The organism is Streptomyces sp. NPDC019443, assembly GCF_044389785.1.
Lineage (GTDB): Bacteria > Actinomycetota > Actinomycetes > Streptomycetales > Streptomycetaceae > Streptomyces.
In genome coordinates, this window is sequence record NZ_JBIRYJ010000003.1 from 367,220 (window position 1) to 388,964 (window position 21,745).

Below are 21,745 nucleotides of genomic sequence, written 5' to 3' on the forward strand. Positions count from 1 at the left end.
CGAGGGGGACCCCTTCCCATGCACGCTGACATCTCCCGCATCACCTTCCGGCCGGACCGGCACTACTCGGCGGTGATCGCACAGCAGGGCCGTGTCCAGCTCGACGCAGACGCCAATGAGCAGACCGCGATCCAGCTGGTGCAGGCCCGTACCACCGCCGCCGATCTGATCGGGCAGCACGGCGGGCCGCGCGGCGCGACCGGCTTCGAACTGCACTTCCTGGGCGGCAGCCGGGAGTTGGACGACCTCTCCATCGGCGGCGGCCGTTACTACGTGGACGGCATCCTGCTGGACGCGACGCGCCCGCAGGCGGGCGTCCCGGTGGTGGACGACGGGCATGTGGCCGAGGAGGGCGAGAAGGACACGCCCGCCGAGGCGCAGACGCCGGCCACCTGGACGTACTGGGACCAGCCGGACGGCCACCGCGACCCGGAGCGCCCCGGCGACCGGCTGCCCACCCAATTCCCGTATCTGGCCTATCTGAAGGTCTGGGAGCGCTCGGTCACCGCGGCCGAGGACCCGCTGCTGCGCGAGGTGGCGCTGGGCTCCGCGATGCCCGACACCGCGGCCCGGCTGAAGATCGTCTGGCAGGTGCTGCCGCTGCCCGGCTCCCAGCTGGAGCTGGACGACGGCGCGACGAAGGACCAGGTCCGCGCGGCGTTCGCCAAGTGGGCGGCGGCGCAGGCGCCGAGCGCGCGGATGGCGGCGCGCAGCGAGCGACCCGAGCATGCGGACGAGGACCCGTGCCTGGTGAAGCCGGATGCCCGCTACCGGGGCCAGGAGAACCAGTTGTACCGGGTGGAGATCCACGAGGGCGGCGTGGCCAAGGACGCGACCTTCAAGTGGTCGCGGGAGAACGGCTCGGTGACCTTCCCGGTCGACGAACTCGACGGCACCTGGGTGGAGTTGGCGTCCCTGGGCAGCGACGACAAGCTCGATCTGAACGTCGGTGACTGGGTCGAGTTCGTGGACACCGCCTACATCAGCCGCGGCGAGCCGGTGCCGCTGCTGCGGGTCGAGGAGGTCGACCTGCCGGGCCGCCGGGTGCGGCTGTCGGGCGAGCCGGACCCGTCGGTCGGGCGGCGTCCCGAGCTGTACCCGTTCCTGCGGCGCTGGGACCACCGGTCGGGTTCCCGGAGCGGTTCGAGCCGTACGAAGCAGGGCCCCGCGAAGCTGCGGGGCGGCGCGCTGCGGATCGAGGAGGGTGGCTGGCTGCCGCTGGAGGACGGCGTGTTCGTGTACTTCGAGCCGGGCAAGACGTACCGTCCTGGCGACTTCTGGACGGTTGTGGCGCGTACGGCGACGGGCAATGTCGAGTGGCCGACGGACGCGGCGCGCCGGCCGCTGCTGCAGGCCCCGGCCGGGAATCAGGTGCACTACGCGCCGCTGGCCTGGGTGCTGGGTGAGGGCTCGGTGGCGGATCTGCGGCTGGCGTTCGGGCCGCTGGCGGCCGCCATCCCGGCCGCCGACGCACAGGCGCTGGAGGCGGAGGCCACATTCGAGGCGGAGGCCGCGGCGGCCGAGAGCGCGGCGCCGGACGGTTCCGGCTCGCAGCCGACCGGGCAGGACGTCGAACGACAGCCCGAGAACTGACGTACTACCTGGGAAGGGAGCACCACGATGGCAACGCCTCTGTCCGCCTCCAAACTGCTCAAGGTCCTGCGTGACGAAGGGCTGCAGGTCGTCGAGCACCGGAGCTGGCGCACGCACAACCGCAATCACAAGGGCCCCTGGGGGCCCATGCACGGGGTGATGATCCATCACACGGTGACCTCCGGCACCCAGAACTCCGTGGACATCTGCTACAACGGCCACTCCAGCCTGCCGGGCCCGCTGTGTCACGGGGTGATCGCCAAGGACGGCACGATCCACATGGTCGGCAACGGCCGGGCCAACCACGCCGGACTCGGCGACGACGACGTCCTGCGCGCAGTGATCAACGAGACGGCGCTGCCTGCCGACAACGAGGCCAACACCGACGGCAACCGGTATTTCTACGGCTTCGAGTGCGTCAACCTCGGCAATGGCAAGGACCCGTGGCCGGCGGCTCAGCTGGAGGCGATCGAGAAGGCCTCGGCGGCGATCTGCCGGGCGCACGGCTGGTCGTATCGCTCGGTGATCGGCCACAAGGAGTGGCAGCCGGGGAAGATCGACCCGCGCGGGTTCACGATGGACTCGATGCGCGCCCGGATCAAAGCCCGGCTCGGCGGCAAGCCGGACGGCCCGGCCAAGCCGCCCGCCCCCAAGCCCCCGGCGAAGTACGAGCCGTTCCCCGGCGCCGCGTTCTTCGCGCCGGGCCGGCGCAGCCCGATCATCACGGCGATGGGAAAGCGGCTGGTGGCAGAGGGCTGCGGCCGGTACGAAGTGGGGCCGAGCCCGGACTGGTCGGAGGCCGACCGCAAGTCGTACGCCGCATGGCAGCGCAAGCTGGGCTTCACGGGCAGCGACGCCGACGGCATTCCGGGAAAGTCGAGCTGGGACAGACTCAGGGTGCCCAACGTCTGACGTGCTCGGTGTGTCACCGGCCGGGCGGTCCTGTCCGTGGACGAGGAGCCGCCCGGCCGGTGCGTGCCCTGTAGCGTTTCACTCACCGGGCGCTGGAGGGCAGATGGGCAAGGGTGCGACAACGGTCATCGGGGCCGACGAAGTACGCGAGGCCCTCTCCATGACTGCCGCGATCGCCGCACTCCAGGACGCACTGTGCGAGGGGTTCGACCCGGAGACCGACCCGGCCCGCTCCGTGGTCCCGGTCAGCCACGGACAGCTGCTGCTGATGCCCTCGCACTCCCGCCGCTACGCGGGCGTCAAGATCGCCACGGTGGCGCCGGGCAACCCTGCGCTCGGACTCCCCCGCATTCAGGGCACCTACCTGCTGCTGGACGCCGAGACGCTCAGCCCGCTGGCCGTGCTGGACGGTGTCGCGCTGACCGCCATCCGTACCGCCGCGGTCTCGGCGGCCGCGGCCGACCTGCTCGCCGTGCCGGGGGCCGAGCGCCTGGTCGTCTTCGGCACCGGCCCTCAGGCACACAGCCATGTCGAGGCGCTGCGGGCCGTTCGCCCGATCCGGCACATCACGGTCGTCGGCCGCGACCTCGACCGTCTCGCCGCCTTCCTTCAGCGGTACGGGGATTCGGGGCCGGATTCGGCACCGGTGGTCGAGGCGGGTACGGCGGACGCGGTGGCGCAGGCCGATCTGGTGGCTTGCTGCACCACCGCCCGTACTCCCCTCTTCGACGGATCGGCGCTGCCCGCGCATGCGACGGTCGTCGCCGTCGGCTCCCACGAGCCGCAGGCGCGCGAGGTCGACGACGAGACGGTGCGCCGCTCGACGGTGGTGGTCGAGGCGCGCGCCGCGGCGCTGCGCGAGGCCGGTGACATCATCCTCGCGGTCCAGTCGGGTGCGCTGGATCCCGAGTCCCTCGTGGGTCTCGCGGACTTGGCCCGCGGCACGGCGGAGGCCGACGTCTCGCGGCCCCGGCTGTTCAAGAGCGTCGGCATGGCCTGGGAGGACCTGGTCGTCGCCGGGGTCGTGTACGAGGCCCGCTAGATCTTGGGGAGTTCGACACAGATGTGGTACCGGGCCCTCCGCCTGCCGCTGCTGCGGGCGCGTGGCCTGTGGACGCATCCGCACACCGCCGCGTCTCGGCCGGGAGCCGCGCCGCCGATACCGTTCGCGACGCCTGCGGGCCGCTGAAGCCGCTGATGTCCCGGCGGCCGACTGATCAGTCGCAGGCAGGTGCGTCGGCGGCCGACCGTATCTCGTCGAGGTGGACCTCGACCCAGCCGCGCAGCTGACCGAGCGGCTCGGCGACCCCGCGCCCCAGCTTTGTCAGTTCGTACTCGACGTGCAGCGGGACGGCCGGATGGACCGTGCGGTCGACGAAACCATGGAGCTCAAGCCTGCGCAGGGTGTTGGTCAGCACCTTGGGACTGACGCCCTGGAGACGCCGCTGCAGCGAGCCGAAGCGCTGCGGCCCCTCCTCCAGAGCGCCGATGGCGAGCGCCGACCACTTGCTCGCCAGCACGTCGAGTACGTCGCGGCACGGGCACTGCGCCGCGAACACATCGTGGTCGGCGTGCTGGCCCGTCGTACACAGAACGGACATGAAGAGTGCCTCCTACGCGACTATGACCTCAATACTTCCCGATGGATAGTAGTGTCCCTTGCGGGTTACCACTACCCCGCGGGTAGCTTCTCGGGTGTCGATGATCAACCGGCCGGGCGGTGCGTCCGCACGCCCGGCATACACCGCAGGAGACCCGACATGAGCAGCCGTCCGACCATGAGCGCGATCACCCAGGACACCCTTGGCGGCCCCGAAGTGCTGCGGCTCGCACAGGTGCCGCGGCCCGAGCCGTTGCCCACCGAGGTACTGGTGCGGGTGCATTCCGCCGGCGTGAACCCGGTGGACTGGAAGACCCGTGAGGGCGGCGGCATGGCCGGTGTTCTGGGAGAGCCGCCATTCGTCCTGGGCTGGGACGTCTCCGGCGTCGTGGAGGAGGTCGGCTTCGGTGTCCACACGCTCGAGGTCGGTGACGAGGTGTACGGCATGCCGCGGTTCCCGCGTCAGGCCGGTGCGTACGCGGAGTATGTGACCGCGCCCTCGCGCCAGTTCGCCCGCAAGCCCACCGGGCTCGACCACGACCGGGCCGCCGCGATGCCGCTTGCCGCGCTCACCGCCTGGCAGTCGCTCGTCGACGCCGCGCACGTCGAGGCCGGACAGCGCGTGCTGATCCACGCGGCGGCGGGCGGTGTGGGGCACTTCGCCGTGCAGTTCGCCAAGCACCTCGGCGCGCATGTCATCGGCACGGCGCGGGCGGCGAAGCACGACTGGCTACGCTCGCTCGGCGCCGACGAGCTGGTCGACTACACCGCGGTCCGTTTCGAGGACGCGGTGCGCGACGTCGACGTCGTCATCGATCTGGTCGGTGACGGGCAGGACAGCACGAGCACCCGGTCGCTCAAGACGCTGCGCCCCGGCGGCACGATCATCGCCGTGCCGTCCGGCATCTCCCCCGAGCTCCTGGCGACGGCCCGCTCCCAGGGGCTGCGGGCGAGCGCCTACCTGGTGGAGCCGGACGGTCCGTCGCTCGCCCGGATCGCCGGACTGGTCGACAGCGGCGCGGTGAGCGTCGAGGTGGAGGCCGTACTGCCGCTGGCCGAGGCCGCGGAGGCGCACCGCCGGGGCCAGGAAGGCCGCACCCGGGGCAAGCTCGTGCTGCGGGTGACCGACTGAGCAAACGAGCCGAGGCGGACTCAGCGCAGCAGAGAGAGCTTCCCGACGAGCTTGCTCACCTGGTTGCGCGGGCCGACGAGGCTCACCGCGTGGTAGGTCAGGTCCTCGTGCTTCGTGCCGGCGAGGCGGTCGAGGTACTCGTCGTAGACCCGGGAACTCTGGGCGGGTTCGGGCATGTCGACGATGAAGATCCCGGCCTTTGCCGCGGCCTTCTCCCGAAGGGCGTGGACGGTGGCGGCGTCGGCGGCCAGCACCGAGCAGCCCGCCCAGGGCAGCCCCGGGTGAACATGGCCCGACGCGTCGTGGCCGTGGCCGCCGAGCAGATCCGGGAGGGCCTTGCCGACGGCCGCCGCCATGCAGGCGGCGGCGTTCACCGCACGCCCGGCGGGCAGTTGCTCGTCGACGACGATGACCCACTTCAGCCTGGCCTCGCGGGTGGGCAGATCGGTACGTACTTCTTCATGGGGCAGCTGTGGCACAGCCGCGTCACTCTGTGCGGTCATGCCTCAGAACGCTAGGCAATAGTGCGTACGATGTGGAGCTTCGGCGAACTTCATAAGGCTGAGGATCGATTCCATGGAACTTGATGCGCTCGACTGGGCTCTGCTGCGGGAGCTGCAGCACGATGCACGGCAGACCAACCGCGATCTGGCGGCCAGGACCGGGGTCTCTCCCTCCACCTCACTGGAGCGCGTCAAGGCGCTGCGCGAGCGCGGCGTCATCAGCGGCTTTCACGCCGCCCTGGACCTGGAGGCGGTCGGCCGCCCGGTGCAGGCGCTGATCTCGGTCCGGATCAGGCCGCCGTCACGCCCGGTCATCGAGGGCTTCCGCGAGTGGGCGGCCCAACTCCCGGAGACCATCGGCCTGTTCGTCACATCGGGACCGTACGACTTCCTCATCCATGTCGCGGTCCCGGACGTCAACGGGCTGTATGCCTTCGTCATCGACCGGCTCACCGAGCGCCGCGAGGTCGCGGACGTGCAGTCGACAATGGTCTACGAACATGTGCAGTCCCGGTCCATCACGGCGCCGGCCGGCCAGCGACGGGACACGGCGCGCCGCGGCCGTTGAGCACGCGACAGGCTCCGCCCACGGAACGGCCCACGGGCCTCGCCCTGGCAGCCGTACGGACGCGACAGCGTCGGCACAGCGGCACAGGAACGGGGCCCGTGCGTGGTTCTTCCGGCCTGCCGGACTACCGTCCGGACTTCTTGATCCGATCGCCGGCCTTATCCGCGGCCTCCTGGGCCTTGCCCGTCATCTGCTCACCGCGGCCTTCGGCCTGCATGCGCTTGTCGTCCATGGCGTCGCCCGCGGTCTCCTTGAGCTTGCCCTTCATCTGCTTGGCCTTGGCCTTGCTCTTGCTCATGACGGTTCCTTTCACCGTGGAGGTTTGACTGACTCATCCACATTGCGCCCGTCACCCAATGTTCGCAATCGGGCACTTTATGTGACCCTCGCCCAGGAACGCCGACCCCGCGCGCCGCGGCGTTCCGACGGCTCCGTGCCGCCCCACACGCCGGTCCCTTGTCCGGTCCTCAGCGCCCAGTCGAGGCACCGGTCCGTGACCGGGCAGCGGCGGCACACCTTCTTGGCCCGGTCGACCTGCTCGGCCCCCGAGCCGGTGGTGCTGACAGGGAAGAACAGATCCGGGTCTTCGTCCACGCAAGCGGCTTCCCGTAGCCATTCCATGGGGTCGCGACCGGGGTTGTCCGGGGCTTGGTCCGTGGGGGCCCAGGCCATGGGCTCAGTCCTCGCCACGGACGACATTGCTCTCCAGTTCCGGGGCGTTGTTTCTTTCGCTGCCGCCGTCACGCAGTTCCGCACGTGCCGGGATGTACGTGCGTATCCGGCCCTTCTTCGTCTTGTCTTCCACCACCAGGCGCACGCCGGCGCTGCCGCCGGGTTTCATGGGAATGCCTCCTCGGTCCGATATGCGGAATTGTCTGGGGCTTCGGGTACCCCTACGACAGCTGTCAAACCGGCGCAGGAATACAGGAATAGGGGCCGGGCGAAAGCGATCACACTGCACGTAATTGGCGGCCGCCGCTGTCCGCCGGGTCCGTTGCTCGCGGGCGGCGTCGCCACGCCCATCATGGGCCGGCTCGGCGATCCGTACGGCGCGCCCGTCCCGCGGGCGAATGCGGCGGGCGCGGCTGCGGGGCTCCTCAGGTCGGCCGGCTGACGAGTCCGGCTCTGCCCTCCGGCCGGCGCCGTGCCCAGCCGAGTATGACGACCGACGCCACGGCGGCGAGGGCGCACCAGGTGGACACGAACTCCAGCCGCCACAGCGCCGCGCAGACCACCGCCCCTGCCCCGGCGAGGACTCCCAGCAGCCGCAGCACCGGATCGCCGCCGAGCAGCAGGGCGCCGACGGTGGCCAGCAGATAGCCCGCGATGATCAGCGGGGAGCGCGGCAGGTCCAGGACATAGCCGAGGGTGTGACCGCGGACGTCTGCCGTCACGCCCCGGGTGACGAGGCAGTACGCAAGGACGGCGGCGGTGGCGAGCCCGGCGGCGGCCGGAACGACCAGTCGACGCCGGACGCGGGGCGGCGCGGCGAGCAGTACGCCGAACGGCACCCACACCGGCAGCAGGGGCAGAGCGATCACGGCCCACGCCGTTGTGGCCGGACCCGGGCCGCCGCCCGACCGCCACACGACGGACTCGATGATCTGGTGGGCCCCGAGAAGCAGCGGCAGCGAGGCGAGCGGCAGATCACGGGCCCGGTGCGCCTGCGCGACGCACGCCACGCCGATCGCGGAGATGCAGGTGCCGGCCACGAGGTCGGCAGTCGCACTCCAGCACATGGCGCCATCCAGGGACGGGAAATGGGGGCCGGACAAGCTATATCCCAACAAGGCGTACGGATCCGTGAACGGAATGGGTCCCGCGCCAGGACCGGGAGGAAACGCAGCCGTAGCGGTCGCCGAGGAGTCAGCCGCTCTTCGGAGGCTCGTGCAGGCCGAAGGGCGAGCCCTGGTCGTCGTGACAGAGCTTGAAGCGGCCGAAGCGGGCGATCGTCTCGTCGTCGTCGCCCATGTCGAAGTCGTCGACCGTGCCGCCGAGTTCACGGACCCGGTCGAGCGCGGCCGTCATGTCGTCGACCTTGAAGAAGAGGTACGGGCTCGCGCCGGGGTCGCCACCGTGCACTCCGCCGGGGACGTTCGGCGTCTGGATCGCATAGCCGCCGCCCTCGGTCGGGCCCGGCTCGAAGGTCCAGCCGAACAGGCCGCCGTAGAAGGTCCGGGCCGCTTCGAAGTCGCCCACGCCCAGTTCGAAGAAGGAGATCTCACCGGCCATCGCGGGTTCCCGCCTTCCGTATGGAGGGTGTCCGTCCCAGGGCTGACGATTCCCAGGGCCGACGATCCCACCGTACGGCCGCCCCGGCACCGCGGCACCGCGGCAGCCGAATAGGCCATCACTCCGTAGGGATCAAGAGCCGCCCGAAGAGTGCAAGGTCACAGCCCTCTCCCCTCCTGCACCTTTGTGGGCTTGACCTAGCATCTGAGCATGACGGTCCTCCCCGATGACGGGTTTTCCCTGGCCGCCGAATTCCCGGATGCGACCCACGAGCAGTGGCAGCGGCTGGTGGCCGGCGTGCTGCGCAAGGCAGGCAAGGACGCCCCGGACACGGCGGCCGATGATCTGCTGTCCACGTCCCTCGAGGACGGGCTCACCACCCGCCCTCTGTACACCGCGGACACCGCACGCAACGGCGCTGACAGCGCCGGATATCCGGGCTTCGCGCCCTTCACCAGGGGCGGCAGGCCCGAAGGCGGCGCTGTCTCCGGCTGGGATGTACGCCAGCGCCATGACCGGCCGGATCCGGTGCGTACGAACGAAGCCGTGCTCGCGGACCTGGAGAACGGGGTCACCTCACTCTGGCTGTCCGTCGGCGCGGCCGGGGTTCCCGTCTCCGGACTCGCCAGGACACTGGAGGGCGTCTATCTCGACCTCGCGCCCGTCGCCATCGATGCGGGGGCCGAATTCGACGCCGCCGCAAGGGAGTTGCTGCGGCTCTACGAGGAGAGGGGCGTGCCCAGGCAGTCGGCACGCGGAAACCTCGGCGCCGATCCGCTGGGGTACGAGGCCCGGACCGGCGAGGCCCTCGAGTCCGCCGACGCAATCGCGATGGCGGCGCTGTGCGCACGCGAGTGGCCGGCGCTGCGGGCACTGACCGTCGACGCGCTGCCGTACCACGAGGCCGGCGGGTCGGCGGCGCAGGAGCTGGGCTGTTCGCTGGCGACCGGGGTCGCCTATCTGCGGGCGCTCGGCGAAGGAGGGCTGAGCATCGAAGAGGCGTGCGGCCAGCTGGAATTCCGGTACGCGGCCACCGCCGACCAGTTCCTGACGATCGCGAAACTGCGCGCCGCCCGACGGGTGTGGGCCCGCGTCGCCGAGGCCTGCGGTGCGGATCCCGCTGCCGGAGCACAGCGCCAGCACGCGGTGACCTCCCCGGTGATGATGACCCGGCGCGACCCCTGGGTGAACATGCTGCGTACCACGGTCGCCTCGCTCGCCGCGGGTGTCGGCGGCGCCGATGCCGTGACCGTGCTGCCCTTCGACCACGCCCTCGGCCTGCCGGACGGCTTCGCCCGCCGCATCGCCCGTAACACCTCGACGATCCTGCTCGAGGAGTCACATGTGGGCCGGGTCATCGACCCGGCGGGCGGCTCCTGGTACGTGGAGCAACTCACCGACGAGCTGGCGCACGCGGCCTGGGCCTGGTTCCAGGAGATCGAGCGCACCGGAGGCCAGGAGGCCGCCCTGCGCGGCGGTCTGATCTCCGAGCGGATCGGCGCCACCTGGGACGGCCGCAGGAAGAACCTGGCCAAGCGGCGCGAACCGGTCACCGGCGTCAGCGAGTTCCCGCTGCTCGCCCAGGCTCCGGTCGAGCGCGACCCCGCGCCCGCCCCGCCCTCCGGCGGACTGCCGAAGGTGCGCCGCGACGAGGCCTTCGAGGCTCTGCGGGCCCGCTCGGACGCGCATCTGGTCACAACCGGCGCCCGGCCGCGCGTCTTTCTCGCGGCCCTCGGTCCCGCGGCCGCGCACACCGCACGCGTCTCCTTCGCCGCCAACCTCTTCCAGGCAGGCGGCATCGAGGCGGTCCACAACCCGGTCACCGTCGACGCGGCCTCGGTCGCCGAGGCATTCACCGGCAGCGGGGCGACCGTGGCGTGCATCTGCTCAAGCGACGCCCTCTACGCCGAGCAGGCCGCGCCGGTGGCCGAGGCGCTCAAGGCGGCCGGCGCACTGCGGGTGTTCCTCGCGGGCCGTCCCGGCGAGCAGCGTGAGACGTATGTACAGGCCGGAGTCGACGAATTCGTCGTCGCGGGCGGCGACGCGGTCGCCGTCCTCACCTCCGCCCTCGACCGGATCGGAGTGGCGTGATGCGGATCCCGGACTTCTCAGGAATCGAGCTCGGGCCCGGCGACACGTCCGGGGTCTTTGAGGACCAGTGGCGCACGGCCGTCAAGGAGAGCACCGGCAAGGACGACGGCGATCTGGTGTGGGACACGCCCGAGGGCATTCCCGTCAAGCCGCTGTACACCGGGCAGGATCTGGCAGGCGTCGACTTTCTCGGGACGTATCCGGGCATCGCGCCCTATCTACGCGGCCCGTACCCGACGATGTACGTCAACCAGCCCTGGACGATCAGGCAGTACGCCGGGTTCTCCACGGCCGAGGAGTCCAACGCCTTCTACCGGCGCAACCTCGCCGCCGGGCAGAAGGGTCTGTCGGTCGCCTTCGATCTGCCGACCCACCGCGGCTACGACAGCGACCATCCGCGGGTGACGGGCGACGTCGGCATGGCGGGGGTGGCCATCGACTCGATCTACGACATGCGGCAGCTCTTCGACGGCATTCCGCTGGACCGGATGAGCGTGTCGATGACGATGAACGGAGCCGTGCTGCCCGTTCTCGCGCTGTACATCGTGGCCGCCGAGGAGCAGGGCGTACCGCCCGAGAAGCTGGCAGGGACCATCCAGAACGACATCCTCAAGGAGTTCATGGTCCGCAACACCTACATCTATCCGCCCGGCCCCTCGATGCGGATCATCTCGGACATCTTCGCGTACACCTCGCAGAAGATGCCCCGCTACAACTCCATCTCCATCTCCGGCTATCACATCCAGGAGGCCGGGGCCACGGCTGATCTCGAGCTGGCCTACACCCTTGCCGACGGCATGGAGTACCTGCGGGCGGGCCTCGGCGCCGGGCTCGACGTGGATGCCTTCGCACCGCGCCTTTCGTTCTTCTGGGCGATCGGCATGAACTTCTTCATGGAGATCGCCAAGCTCCGGGCCGCGCGGCTGCTGTGGGCGAAGCTGGTGAAGAAGTTCGACCCGCAGAACCCCAAGTCGCTCTCGCTGCGCACCCATTGCCAGACCTCGGGCTGGTCGCTGACCGCACAGGACGTCTTCAACAACGTCACCCGCACCTGCGTTGAGGCGATGGCCGCCACCCAGGGGCACACGCAGTCGCTGCACACCAACGCCCTGGACGAGGCGCTGGCCCTGCCCACCGACTTCTCGGCGCGCATCGCCCGCAACACCCAGCTGCTGCTCCAGCAGGAGTCAGGGACCTGCCGGGTCATCGACCCCTGGGGCGGCAGCGCATACGTCGAGAAGCTCACGTACGACCTCGCGCGGCGCGCCTGGCAGCACATCGAGGAGGTCGAGGCGGCCGGCGGCATGGCGCAGGCCATCGACGCCGGCATCCCGAAGCTGCGCGTCGAGGAGGCCGCGGCCCGTACGCAGGCCCGCATCGACTCCGGCCGTCAGCCGGTCATCGGCGTGAACAAGTATCGCGTCGAGACCGACGAGCAGATCGACGTGCTCAAGGTCGACAACTCCTCGGTGCGCACCCAGCAGGTCGAGAAGCTGCGGCGGCTGCGGGCGGAGCGCGACGAGAACGCCTGCCAGTACGCGCTGCGCGCGCTGACCGCCGCCGCTGAGGCGGGCCCGGGCGGCGCCGGTCTGGAGGGCAATCTGCTGGCGCTCGCGGTGAACGCGGCGCGCGCGATGGCGACCGTCGGTGAGATCTCCGATGCCCTGGAGAAGGTGTACGGGCGGCACTCGGGGCAGATCCGTACGATCTCCGGTGTGTACCGAAACGAGGCCGGCACATCGCCGGCGGTGGAGCGGACCCGCGCGCTGGTCGAGGAGTTCGAGCAGGCCGAGGGCCGCCGTCCGCGCATCCTGGTCGCCAAGATGGGCCAGGACGGTCATGACCGCGGCCAGAAGGTGATCGCCACCGCCTTCGCCGACCTGGGCTTCGATGTGGATGTCGGCCCGCTGTTCCAGACGCCGGCCGAGGTGGCGCGCCAGGCGGTGGAGGCGGACGTCCACATCGTCGGCGTCTCCTCGCTGGCCGCCGGGCATCTCACCCTCGTACCGGCGCTGCGGGAGCAACTGGCCGCCGAGGGACGGGAAGACATCATGATCGTGGTGGGCGGGGTGATTCCGCCCCAGGACGTCGAGACGCTGCACGAGGCCGGGGCCGCCGCGGTCTTCCCGCCCGGCACAGTGATCCCGGACGCCGCCCAGGACCTGGTGAAGACGCTGGGTGCCTCGCTCGGCCACGAGTTGTAGGACTGTGCCCCGGATGCATCCCACGATCGACATCGACAGCTATGTCAAGGGCGTGCGGGATGGATCGCGGGCCTACATCGCCCGCGCCGTCACGCTCGTCGAGTCAACCCGCGCCGATCACCGGGCGCTCGCCCAGCAGCTGCTGACCGAGCTGCTGCCGTACTCCGGAGCGGCACGGCGAGTGGGCATCAGCGGCGTGCCCGGCGTCGGCAAGTCGACGTTCATCGACGCGCTCGGCACGATGCTCACCGGTCTCGGCCACCGGGTGGCGGTGCTGGCCGTCGACCCGTCGTCGACCCGTACGGGCGGCTCCATCCTGGGTGACAAGACCCGGATGGAACGGCTCGCGGTGGACCCCGCGGCGTTCGTGCGGCCCTCCCCCACCTCCGGCACGCTGGGTGGGGTGGCCAAGGCGACGCGCGAGACCATCATCGTGATGGAGGCCGCCGGCTACGACGTCGTGCTCGTCGAGACGGTCGGCGTCGGCCAGTCGGAGACCACTGTGGCCAACATGGTGGACTCCTTCCTGCTGCTGAGCCTGGCCCGTACCGGTGACCAGCTCCAGGGCATCAAGAAGGGTGTACTGGAGCTGGCCGATGTCATCGCCGTCAACAAGGCGGACGGCCCGCACGAGCGCGACGCCCGCTCGGCGGCCCGTGAACTGGCCGGTGCGCTGCGGCTGATGCACCCGGCCGACGCGGCGTGGACTCCCCCGGTCCTGTCCTGCAGTGCACGCGAGGGCACCGGCCTCGACACCCTCTGGGAGCGTCTTGAGCAGCACCGGACGCTCCTCGACTCGACGGGCCGGCTCGCCGCCAAGCGCCGTGACCAGCAGATCGACTGGGCGTGGGCGATGGTCCACGACGAGCTGCGGGACCGGCTGCACGGCCATCCCGAGGTACGGGCGCTCGCGCCCGGGCTCGAACAGCAGGTGCGGAACGGGGAGTTGACGGCGACGCTGGCCGCCGAGCGCATTCTGGAGGCGTTCCAGCGGCGGTAGCGGGTCCGGGGCGGGCGCGAGTCCCGCAACTGGCTCCGCCCCGGACCCCGCGCCTCAATCCCCCAGACTTCGTCCGGGGGACCCCCACGGGGCTCTAAAGGGGCAGCCCGGACCGGACCTGTCGGGCCGCGGCGGCCAAGTGCTCCAGTGACGTACGTACCTCGGGCCAGCCGCGGGTCTTCAGACCGCAGTCGGGGTTGACCCACAGCCGCTCGGCGGGAATCGCGTCAAGTCCCTTGCGCAGCAGTGCGGTTGCCTCCTCGATGCTGGGCACCCGCGGTGAGTGGATGTCGTAGACGCCGGGACCCACCTCGCGCGGATACCCGGCGGTGGCGAGTTCGTCGGCAACCTGCATATGGGAGCGGGCGGCCTCCAGGCTGATGACATCGGCGTCGAGGTCGTCGATGGCCTGGAGGATGTCGCCGAACTCCGCGTAGCACATGTGCGTATGGATCTGGGTGTCGGGACGTACGCCGCCGGTGGTGAGGCGGAAGGCCTGTGTCGCCCAGGCCAGATAGGCCTCGTGGCCGGCCTTCCGCAGCGGCAGCGTCTCGCGCAGCGCCGGTTCGTCCACCTGGATGACCGAGGAGCCCGCGGCCTCCAGATCGTTCACCTCGTCGCGCAGGGCCAGAGCGACCTGTCGTGCGGTGTCCGCGAGCGGCTGGTCGTCGCGGACGAAGGACCAGGCGAGCATGGTGACGGGCCCGGTGAGCATGCCCTTGACGGGGCGACTGGTCAGCGACTGGGCGTACCGGGTCCAGCGGACGGTCATCGGGTCGGGCCGGGAGATGTCACCGGCCAGGATCGGCGGCCGGACATAGCGGGTGCCGTACGACTGGACCCAGCCGTGCCGGGTGGCGAGGTAGCCGCTGAGCTGCTCGGCGAAGTACTGCACCATGTCGTTGCGTTCGGGCTCGCCGTGTACGAGGACGTCGATGCCGGTCTTCTCCTGGAAGGAGATGACCTCCCGGATCTCGGCCTCGATCCGCTTCTCGTACCTCTCGGTGTCGATGCGTCCGGACCTCAGGTCGGCCCGCGCGGTGCGCAACTCGGTGGTCTGCGGGAACGAACCGATCGTGGTCGTGGGAAGGAGGGGCAGGCCGAGGCGCGAGCGCTGGGCGGCGGCACGCTCGGTGTAGGGGAGGCTGCGCCGGGTGCCGGCCTCGGAGACGGCCGCGCAGCGGGCCCGTACAGCCGGGTCGTGGGTGAGCGCGGAGGTGGCGCGGGAGAGCAGGTCGGCCCGGTTGGCGGCGAGTTGGGCGGCGATGCTGCCGGCGCCTTCGGTCATTCCGCGGGCCAGGGTGACCACCTCGGCCGTCTTCTGGCGGGCGAAGGCCAGCCAGCGCGCGACCTGTGTGTCCACGTCCCGTTCCGCGGCCGCGTCGAGGGGCACGTGCAGCAGGGAGCAGGACGCCGCCACATCCACCCGGTCGGCGAACCCCAGCAGGGTGGCGAGTGTGGCGGTCGACTTCCCGAGGTCGTTGATCCATACGTTGCGGCCGTCGACGACTCCGGCGACGAGCCGCTTGCCGGGCAGCCCGCCCACGGCGGCGAGGTCGCCGAGGTTGGCGGCGGCAGGCCCGGTGAAGTCGAGGGCGAGTCCGTCGATCGGCGCTTTGGCCAGCACGGGGAGGGCGTCGCCGAGCCGGTCGAAGTAGGAGGCGACCAGGAGTTGGGGCCGGTCGGTCAGTCTGCCCAGCTCCCGGTAGGCGCGGGCCGCGGCGTTCAGCACGGCCCGTGGCTGGTCCTGGACCAGGGCCGGCTCGTCGAGCTGCACCCACTGCGCGCCCGCGGCCCGCAGGTCGCAGAGCACTTCGGCGTACACCGGAAGCAACCGGTCGAGGAGGGTGAGCGGTTCGAAGTCTGCGAGCACGCCCGGCGCGGGCTTGGCGAGCAGAAGATAAGTGATGGGTCCGACGAGCACCGGACGGGCGGTGAGACCGAGCGCGAGCGCCTCCTTCAGCTCGGCGACCTGCTTGGCGGAGTCGGCGGTGAACGCGGTGTCGGGGCCGAGTTCGGGCACGAGGTAGTGGTAGTTGGTGTCGAACCACTTGGTCATTTCCAGGGGCGCGACGTCCTGGGTCCCGCGCGCCATGGCGAAGTAGCCGTCGAGCGTGCCGGCCTCGACGGCCGCACGGTGGCGCGCGGGAATGGCGCCGACCATGACGCTGGTGTCCAGGACATGGTCGTAGTACGAGAAGTCTCCGGTGGGCACTTCATGGATGCCGGCCTCGGCGAGCTGCTGCCAGTTGGCGCGGCGCAGTTGAGCGGCTGTCTCCCGGAGGGCGTCGGCTCCGACACGGCCCTTCCAGTAGCCCTCGATGGCCTTCTTCAGTTCCCGGTCGGGGCCCTGGCGCGGATAGCCGTAGACAGTGGCCCTGGCTCCGGCGGCTGAGGATGTGCTGGTCACGGAACTCTCCTTCGCGAGTACTCGTCAGGCGACCCCGGAGGGGATCGTGGAACGCGAAGGAACGGCAACCGGAGCAGCGACCGGCACGCCTGTGCCTGTGCTGCCCGTACCGCCGACCCGCCCACGAGGTCACCGAGATCTCCGCGCACGTCGGTCGCGCACGGGCAGTGGCAGGTCTTCGGACTTGTGGGCACGCCTTCCTCGTACGTGTCGTACGAAGGCACCTACTGGCCGTCGCTTCCCGGATCCGGTGCCGGATCCAGTGCGTATGACGGCGGTCGTTCCCACTTACCGCTGCGGGGCAGTTCCGGATTTCCACCGGATTCCCTCTTGCGACGCGCCTGCCTGGAGGGCAGGGCGAACCAACTGCGAGACCCACCCTAGGCGCTGCCCCTCGCAGGGGACACCCCGCCCCCGGTGGGGGCGGGCGGGGGTGTCAGCTTCCGGTCCTCCTCACTTCCCCGGTCGGGCGGCGTCCCCGACGCGCAGGCCGGATCCGGCCACGCGTGCCTTGATGCCGTCGCGCTCCACGGTGATGTCCCGCAGACGCAGCTCGCTGAGCGAGTCGGGCAGCTCGAAGGAGAGGGAGAGCCGCTCCGAGAGCTCCGGCGGCCGGACCGCGAGCAGTCCCTTGACCAGCGCGGGGTCGATGCCCGCTTTCTCCAGCAGCTGTGGATGCGCGATCACCACATCGACGAGGTTCACCTTCATCAGACGCTCGGCGAACTTCGGCGCTCCGGTGAGCCGGTGGAGTTCCTCCTCGCTCCGCAGCGCCCGGCGCACCTGCTCCTTGGACACTCCGAGCCGGTCCACGATTGCGGGCACCGCCAGCAGTGCCTTCGCGCGGGCTGCTTCGCGGCTGATCCGCTCGGCCGTCTCGCGGTGCAGCCGCAGTCCCGAATGGTCTGCGTCCTTGCCGGGCCGGTAGGTGGCGACACCGGGAATGTCGAGCTGCATGCCGTCGAGGGTGGTGGTGAGGGCCCGGCTGTTGTCGCGCCGGATGTGCGCACGGGCACGTACGCGCAGTTCCTGGCCGGCGATGGCCAGTTCGCCGTTCACGCGCACCCCGTCGGCGCCGCTGCCGGTGAACCGGAGCTGTGAGGCGCCCAGTTCGCGGTTGAGGTCGTCGAAGGAGAGCAGCACCTCGCCGTCGAGGTTGCCGATGACGGCGCCCTTGATCGAGGTCGGGGCGTCGCCGACGATGCGTACGTCCTTGGCGGTGGCCCGCACTTCGGCGAGCGAGACGCGGTCGGCGGAGACGTCCGGCACGGTGACGTCAACCTGGTCGATCCGCTCGTCGATGAGCTGGGTGAGGAAGGGGAAGCCGTGGATGTCCACGTCCGGCCTGGTGGCGAGTGAGAGCGACTGCTGGAGTTTGTCCGCCGCCTTGCTCTGCGCGTACGCCTCCGCGAGCCGGTCGGCGAGCAGCAGACAGACGGTGCACAGGAGCGCCGCGACGGTCAGCTTCACCACCGCGGGCAGAGCCGCGAGACGGCTCTGCCCGCGGTGGTTGGGCGGTGACCAGTCGTCCTCGTCGTCGAGGTCCGAGGTGAGCCCGAGCTCCAGCGGGTCCCGCGGGACGTAGTTGGCGTAATCGGGTTCCGGGTCTGCCAGTTGAGCGAGTTCTTCGTACGGATTTCGTGAATGCGCTGATATGCGTGTGGGGGGTCGCATCGGCTCATCCCACCACGCGAGCCACCCTCGAACGCAAGTCCTACCGTGCGTACGTAATGGTTTGAGCCAAAATTTCGGCGATCCGCCGTCTGCCGGGCCGGCTCGCCGGGCGGCACCGAGGGACGCCCGTCCGACGACGGGTACATATCGGCGAACACACCTTCCGGGAACAACGCATCCCGGTGCTCGGCCAGGAACCCGAACACGCTCCCGGCCGGAATCAACTCCCGGCACGTGGCTCACACATCAGGCCCGACCGGCTGCCTGGGCGGCCGTCCCATCATGCAAACGAGTCTGGCCCCAGACGACATGATCCGGGACCAGAACACCACGACATCTTCATCAGCCTTCTAGCCCAGGACCTTGAGGATCTCGGCGGCGAGCGGGGCGGACGAAGCAGGGTTCTGGCCGGTGATCAGGTTGCGGTCCACGACCACCTTCGGGGCCCACGGCTCGCCCTCCTGGAAGTCCGCGCCGAGTTCGACGAGCCGGTTCTGGAGCAGCCACTTCGCCTTGTCCGCCAAGCCCGCCTGCGTCTCCTCCGCGTTGGTGAAACCGGCCAGCCGGTAGCCGGTGAACGGCCAGGAGCCGTCCTCGCGCTCCGCGGCGAGCAGCGCGGCCGGCCCGTGGCAGACCACGCCGAGCGGCTTGCCGGAGTCCAGGGCGGCGGTGAGCAGCTTGCCGGAGTCCGCGTTGACGGCCAGGTCCTCCATCGGGCCGTGGCCACCGGGGTAGAAGACCGCGTCGTAGTCGGCCAGGTCGGCCTCCTCCAGCTTCAGCGGTCGCTGCAGGGCGGCGATCGAGGCCAGCCCGGCGGCGATCACGTCGGCGTTCTCCTTACCTCCGTTCACCTCGGGCGCGAGGCTCGCCCTGTCCACGGTGGGTACGACACCACCCGGCGTGGCAACGGCGATGTCGTGTCCCGCCTCGGTGAAGGCCTGGTAGGGAGCCACGAGCTCTTCCGCCCAGAAGCCGGAGGGGTGCCGGGTGCCGTCGGCCAGGGTCCAGTGGTCCGAGCCGGTCACCACAAAAAGGATCTTCGCCATCTCACATCTCTCCGTCGAAAGGTCGCTGATGTCCTCGAACGTAGACCGATGAGCCATTGGAATCCAATAGGCTCACCACCATGAGACATAGGGAATCCAATGGATTGTCGGGAATACAGGGACCGGCCCCGAACGGCCCGCTCGATCTGACCCTGCTGCGGACCTTCCTCGCCGTGCACCGCACCGGCTCGTTCACCGCGGCCGCCCGTCTGCTCGGTCTCTCGCAGCCGACCGTCACCACGCAGATCCGCTCCCTCGAGCGGCAGCTCGGACGCGAACTCTTCGGACGGCTCCCTCGTGGAGTCACCCCCACCCCGGTCGCCGACGACCTCGCAGCCCAGATCGCCGACCCGCTGGACGCCCTCGTCGCCGTCGCCGTCCGTGGTCAGGCAGGCGAGAGCGGCCCCGTCGATCCGGTCCATCTGGCAGGCCCCGCCGAGCTCCTCTGCACGCGCGCGCTGCCCGCCCTCGCGCCCCTGATTGAGCAGGGCGTACGCCTTCGGGTCACCACCGGTCTCACCGACGAACTCCTCGACGGCCTGCGCGCCGGCCACAGCGATCTGGTGATCGCCACCATCCGCCCGCGCGGCCGCTCCCTGACCGCCGTACCGCTGACGGACGAGGAGTTCGTCCTGGTTGCTTCACCGCAGTGGGCGGAACGGATCGGCCAGGACCGGATCGCGACCGAGGGCCCCGCCGCCCTGCGCGGCGTCCCCCTCGTGGCGTACGCCGAGGATCTGCCCATCGCCCGCCGCTACTGGCGCCATGTCTTCGGCACCCGGCTGACCGGCCAGGCCGCTGTGACCGTCCCCGATCTGCGCGGAGTGCTCTCGGCAGTCGTCGCCGGGGCCGGGATCACGGTGCTCCCCCGCTATCTCTGCCAGCACGAGCTGGCCGCCGGCACACTGGTACAGCTGCTCACGCCCGACGACCCGCCGATCAACACCAGCTTTCTCGTCCAGCGCCCTGGCGCATCGGACAACCCCCACTTGGCACTGGTCCGCGACCGTCTGCTGCGCGAGGCTCCCACCTGGTGAGTACCCCTGCTCGTTAGGGTGAGGCATGGTCACTTCTCACGTCATCACCTGGGAAGTCACGGAGAGCCAGGGATACGAGACCTCCTGGATCGAGCTCCGCGGCACGACCCTGCTGGCCCGTGGGCGCGCGGTCGGAACCGTACCCAATCCGCACTGGATCTCGTACGAGCTCGAAACCGGCGACCACTACCTCACCCGTGAGCTGCGGGTCCACGCCGCGACCGCCACGGGTTCGCACGAACTCCACCTGCGGCACGACGGTCACGGCCGGTGGACCGCCGACGGAGAGCCACTGCCCGACGTCGACGGCGCGCTCGACTGCGACCTCGCTCTGTGCCCACTCACCAACACCATGCCGGTGCGACGGCACGGGCTTCATCTGACACCCGGTGAGCGGACCTTCCTGATGGCCTGGGTCTCGGTGCCGGACCTGACCGTGCACGCGTCACCGCAGACCTACACCCATCTGCGGCGTACCGAACACGGCGGGCGCGTCCGGTTCACTTCGGGCGATTACCGCAGCGATGTGGAGTTCGACGCGGACGGGCTCGTCATCGACTACCCGGGCTTGGCTCGGCGGCTTTCGTGGAGTGCGGGACCGCCGCAGCCATAGCGCCCGGTCACGACACCTCGTGGAGCTTCTCGAAGAAGAACTCGTGCTTGAGGAAGGAGGTGTCGTACTCGTGGCCGGACTGGGGCGGGATCAGCTGGGAGGCCTGGAACAGCCGCCAGCCGTCCTCGAGCGCGGCCACGCCGGAGCCGTACGGAGGCTCGTCGTCGTCCCCCGTGGTCGGCTTGGTGGAGCCGGTGCCGTCGTAGCGGGACCAGCCGACCACCTCCGAGTCGAGCGCCGAGGTCGCCAGATACAGGACGAGGACCTGCTGTCTCATGCATGGCTCCCGAGGGTCGGGCGGTTGGACACGCGGGTCGCCCAGTAGTCGATGTCGAACGAGTCGTCGCCGGTCAGGGCGCGCCAGAGGCGGACCCGGTTGTAGATCTCCAGCCGGCCGGTGGCGTGCTCGTACCACGGGAAGGAGGTACGCAGCTCGGCCTCGACCGCCGGATCATCGATGTCGCGGGTGTCCCAGAGGCGTACCTGGGGCACGGTCGGGTTGAAGCGGATCTTGAACATATAGCGGGGGCTGTCACTGTCGTTGCGGCGCCCGCCGTGCCACAGGCCGTGGTGCAGAAGCACCACGGTGCCGGCCGGACAGGTCAGCCGGGTCTGGCCGCGCAGGTTCTGGTAACGGCCCGTGTCGCTCTCGTTGGTGCGGCGCAGGTGACTGCCGGGCACGCTGAGTGTGCCGCCCATGTCGGCGGTCACCTCGTGCGGGTAGTACATGAGCTGGACGTCGAAGGCGTCGGGGCGTACGTCGATGATGGCGTCGCCGTGCAGCGGCTGGGCGTTGCCCTCGTGGGGTTCGCGGATGTGCACGGCATGGTGGTCGACGGTCGGCGCGGGGCCGACCAGGCTGCGCAACGCCCCTGCCACCGGCGGGAGTTCAACGAGGCGACGCGCGAACGACCCTTCGGGGAAAGCCTCGTCGAGCGGTGTGCCATAGGGCACATCGGGGACTGAGGCGGACAGAACCTCGATCGCCCGGTCGTTCATCTCGGGCGGTACGACCGCGTCCATCCGCAGGGAGCCGTGCGCGACGAACCGCGCCATCCTGACCGAGGTCAGAAGCTCCGTTCTGGTGCTGGTGCTTGTGTTTGCGCTTGTAGACATACGGCAACCGTAGA

Annotated in this window: 22 protein-coding genes and 1 riboswitch; of the genes, 10 read left to right on the forward strand and 12 right to left on the reverse strand. The window is 70.4% G+C overall.

All coding sequences use genetic code 11. The features are described 5' to 3' along the window. Nucleotides 1-18: 18 nt before the first annotated feature. The 3 genes from ACH492_RS12050 (at nucleotide 19) to ACH492_RS12060 (ending at nucleotide 3,547) form a co-directional block, all read left to right on the forward strand. Nucleotides 19-1,593, forward strand: coding sequence for a DUF6519 domain-containing protein (locus tag ACH492_RS12050; protein ID WP_398985385.1), 1,575 nt, complete (start codon nucleotides 19-21; stop codon nucleotides 1,591-1,593). Nucleotides 1,594-1,620: 27 nt separating this feature from the next. Continuing rightward, complete coding sequence (locus ACH492_RS12055) at nucleotides 1,621-2,505, forward strand: peptidoglycan-binding protein (RefSeq protein WP_398985387.1); 885 nt, start codon at nucleotides 1,621-1,623, stop codon at nucleotides 2,503-2,505. A 103-nt stretch (nucleotides 2,506-2,608) separates the two neighbouring features. Further along, on the forward strand, nucleotides 2,609-3,547 hold the full coding sequence (locus ACH492_RS12060; RefSeq protein ID WP_398985389.1) for an ornithine cyclodeaminase family protein: 939 nt from the start codon (nucleotides 2,609-2,611) through the stop codon (nucleotides 3,545-3,547). A gap of 175 nt (nucleotides 3,548-3,722) precedes the next feature. Here ACH492_RS12060 and ACH492_RS12065 read toward each other — a convergent pair whose 3' ends face one another. Further along, nucleotides 3,723-4,106, reverse strand: a complete 384-nt coding sequence (locus ACH492_RS12065) for a winged helix-turn-helix transcriptional regulator (protein ID WP_398985391.1) — start codon at nucleotides 4,104-4,106, stop codon at nucleotides 3,723-3,725. 159 nt (nucleotides 4,107-4,265) lie between these two features. On the opposite strand from ACH492_RS12065, the gene ACH492_RS12070 reads away from it, so the two are divergent. Beyond that, the gene (locus ACH492_RS12070; protein ID WP_398985392.1) at nucleotides 4,266-5,237 is read left to right on the forward strand and encodes an NADP-dependent oxidoreductase; all 972 of its coding nucleotides are present in this window, start codon (nucleotides 4,266-4,268) and stop codon (nucleotides 5,235-5,237) included. A gap of 20 nt (nucleotides 5,238-5,257) precedes the next feature. Here ACH492_RS12070 and ACH492_RS12075 read toward each other — a convergent pair whose 3' ends face one another. After that, nucleotides 5,258-5,740 carry a DUF2000 domain-containing protein gene (locus tag ACH492_RS12075; RefSeq protein WP_398985394.1) on the reverse strand — a complete coding sequence of 161 codons (483 nt, stop codon included), beginning with the start codon at nucleotides 5,738-5,740 and terminating at the stop codon, nucleotides 5,258-5,260. A gap of 73 nt (nucleotides 5,741-5,813) precedes the next feature. Between ACH492_RS12075 and ACH492_RS12080 the strand changes: the two genes are divergently transcribed. Then, nucleotides 5,814-6,308, forward strand: coding sequence for an Lrp/AsnC family transcriptional regulator (locus ACH492_RS12080; RefSeq protein WP_398985396.1), 495 nt, complete (start codon nucleotides 5,814-5,816; stop codon nucleotides 6,306-6,308). A gap of 124 nt (nucleotides 6,309-6,432) precedes the next feature. Here the strand turns inward: ACH492_RS12080 and ACH492_RS12085 are convergent, their stop codons facing one another. The 5 genes from ACH492_RS12085 to ACH492_RS12105 all read right to left on the reverse strand — a co-directional run bounded on the left by ACH492_RS12085 (nucleotide 6,433) and on the right by ACH492_RS12105 (nucleotide 8,540). Next, nucleotides 6,433-6,606 carry a CsbD family protein gene (locus ACH492_RS12085; RefSeq protein WP_398985398.1) on the reverse strand — a complete coding sequence of 58 codons (174 nt, stop codon included), beginning with the start codon at nucleotides 6,604-6,606 and terminating at the stop codon, nucleotides 6,433-6,435. Between the two features lie 77 nt (nucleotides 6,607-6,683). Beyond that, entirely contained in the window at nucleotides 6,684-6,980 is a 297-nt protein-coding gene (locus ACH492_RS12090; protein WP_398985400.1) for a WhiB family transcriptional regulator, read from the reverse strand. A 4-nt stretch (nucleotides 6,981-6,984) separates the two neighbouring features. Further along, nucleotides 6,985-7,149: a hypothetical protein gene (locus ACH492_RS12095; protein ID WP_398985402.1), complete on the reverse strand. Its 165-nt coding sequence runs from the start codon at nucleotides 7,147-7,149 to the stop codon at nucleotides 6,985-6,987. Nucleotides 7,150-7,405: 256 nt separating this feature from the next. Then, the gene (locus tag ACH492_RS12100) at nucleotides 7,406-8,047 is read right to left on the reverse strand and encodes a DUF6629 family protein (protein ID WP_398985404.1); all 642 of its coding nucleotides are present in this window, start codon (nucleotides 8,045-8,047) and stop codon (nucleotides 7,406-7,408) included. Nucleotides 8,048-8,174: 127 nt separating this feature from the next. Beyond that, nucleotides 8,175-8,540, reverse strand: coding sequence for a VOC family protein (locus tag ACH492_RS12105; RefSeq protein WP_398985406.1), 366 nt, complete (start codon nucleotides 8,538-8,540; stop codon nucleotides 8,175-8,177). A gap of 210 nt (nucleotides 8,541-8,750) precedes the next feature. On the opposite strand from ACH492_RS12105, the gene mutA reads away from it, so the two are divergent. From mutA to meaB, 3 genes are read left to right on the forward strand one after another with little or no spacing between them, the layout of a single operon-like run. Beyond that, nucleotides 8,751-10,631: a methylmalonyl-CoA mutase small subunit gene (gene mutA, locus ACH492_RS12110; RefSeq protein ID WP_398985408.1), complete on the forward strand. Its 1,881-nt coding sequence runs from the start codon at nucleotides 8,751-8,753 to the stop codon at nucleotides 10,629-10,631. Beyond that, nucleotides 10,631-12,835 carry a methylmalonyl-CoA mutase gene (gene scpA, locus ACH492_RS12115; protein ID WP_398985410.1) on the forward strand — a complete coding sequence of 735 codons (2,205 nt, stop codon included), beginning with the start codon at nucleotides 10,631-10,633 and terminating at the stop codon, nucleotides 12,833-12,835. The genes mutA and scpA overlap by 1 nt, the downstream gene beginning before the upstream one ends. A gap of 13 nt (nucleotides 12,836-12,848) precedes the next feature. Then, complete coding sequence (meaB, locus tag ACH492_RS12120; protein ID WP_398985413.1) at nucleotides 12,849-13,835, forward strand: methylmalonyl Co-A mutase-associated GTPase MeaB; 987 nt, start codon at nucleotides 12,849-12,851, stop codon at nucleotides 13,833-13,835. Between the two features lie 94 nt (nucleotides 13,836-13,929). Here meaB and metE read toward each other — a convergent pair whose 3' ends face one another. From metE to ACH492_RS12135, 3 genes are all read right to left on the reverse strand, one after another. After that, nucleotides 13,930-16,245 (reverse strand): 5-methyltetrahydropteroyltriglutamate--homocysteine S-methyltransferase, encoded by a 2,316-nt coding sequence (gene metE / locus ACH492_RS12125; protein ID WP_398985415.1) that lies wholly within the window; start codon nucleotides 16,243-16,245, stop codon nucleotides 13,930-13,932. A 151-nt stretch (nucleotides 16,246-16,396) separates the two neighbouring features. Continuing rightward, nucleotides 16,397-16,627: riboswitch (cobalamin riboswitch) on the reverse strand. A gap of 71 nt (nucleotides 16,628-16,698) precedes the next feature. Beyond that, nucleotides 16,699-17,919 (reverse strand): DUF2993 domain-containing protein, encoded by a 1,221-nt coding sequence (locus tag ACH492_RS12130; RefSeq protein WP_398985417.1) that lies wholly within the window; start codon nucleotides 17,917-17,919, stop codon nucleotides 16,699-16,701. Nucleotides 17,920-18,269: 350 nt separating this feature from the next. Further along, complete coding sequence (locus tag ACH492_RS12135) at nucleotides 18,270-18,965, reverse strand: type 1 glutamine amidotransferase domain-containing protein (RefSeq protein ID WP_398985419.1); 696 nt, start codon at nucleotides 18,963-18,965, stop codon at nucleotides 18,270-18,272. Nucleotides 18,966-19,045: 80 nt separating this feature from the next. Between ACH492_RS12135 and ACH492_RS12140 the strand changes: the two genes are divergently transcribed. Then, a complete protein-coding gene (locus tag ACH492_RS12140; RefSeq protein WP_398985421.1) occupies nucleotides 19,046-20,002 on the forward strand; it encodes a LysR family transcriptional regulator in 957 nt (318 codons plus the stop codon). 25 nt (nucleotides 20,003-20,027) lie between these two features. Continuing rightward, on the forward strand, nucleotides 20,028-20,615 hold the full coding sequence (locus ACH492_RS12145; RefSeq protein WP_398985423.1) for a putative glycolipid-binding domain-containing protein: 588 nt from the start codon (nucleotides 20,028-20,030) through the stop codon (nucleotides 20,613-20,615). Between the two features lie 7 nt (nucleotides 20,616-20,622). Here ACH492_RS12145 and ACH492_RS12150 read toward each other — a convergent pair whose 3' ends face one another. Both ACH492_RS12150 and ACH492_RS12155 read right to left on the reverse strand, forming a co-directional pair. After that, nucleotides 20,623-20,892, reverse strand: coding sequence for a hypothetical protein (locus tag ACH492_RS12150; protein ID WP_398985425.1), 270 nt, complete (start codon nucleotides 20,890-20,892; stop codon nucleotides 20,623-20,625). Then, complete coding sequence (locus tag ACH492_RS12155; protein ID WP_398985427.1) at nucleotides 20,889-21,731, reverse strand: phytanoyl-CoA dioxygenase family protein; 843 nt, start codon at nucleotides 21,729-21,731, stop codon at nucleotides 20,889-20,891. The genes ACH492_RS12150 and ACH492_RS12155 overlap by 4 nt, the downstream gene beginning before the upstream one ends. Nucleotides 21,732-21,745: the final 14 nt, after the last annotated feature.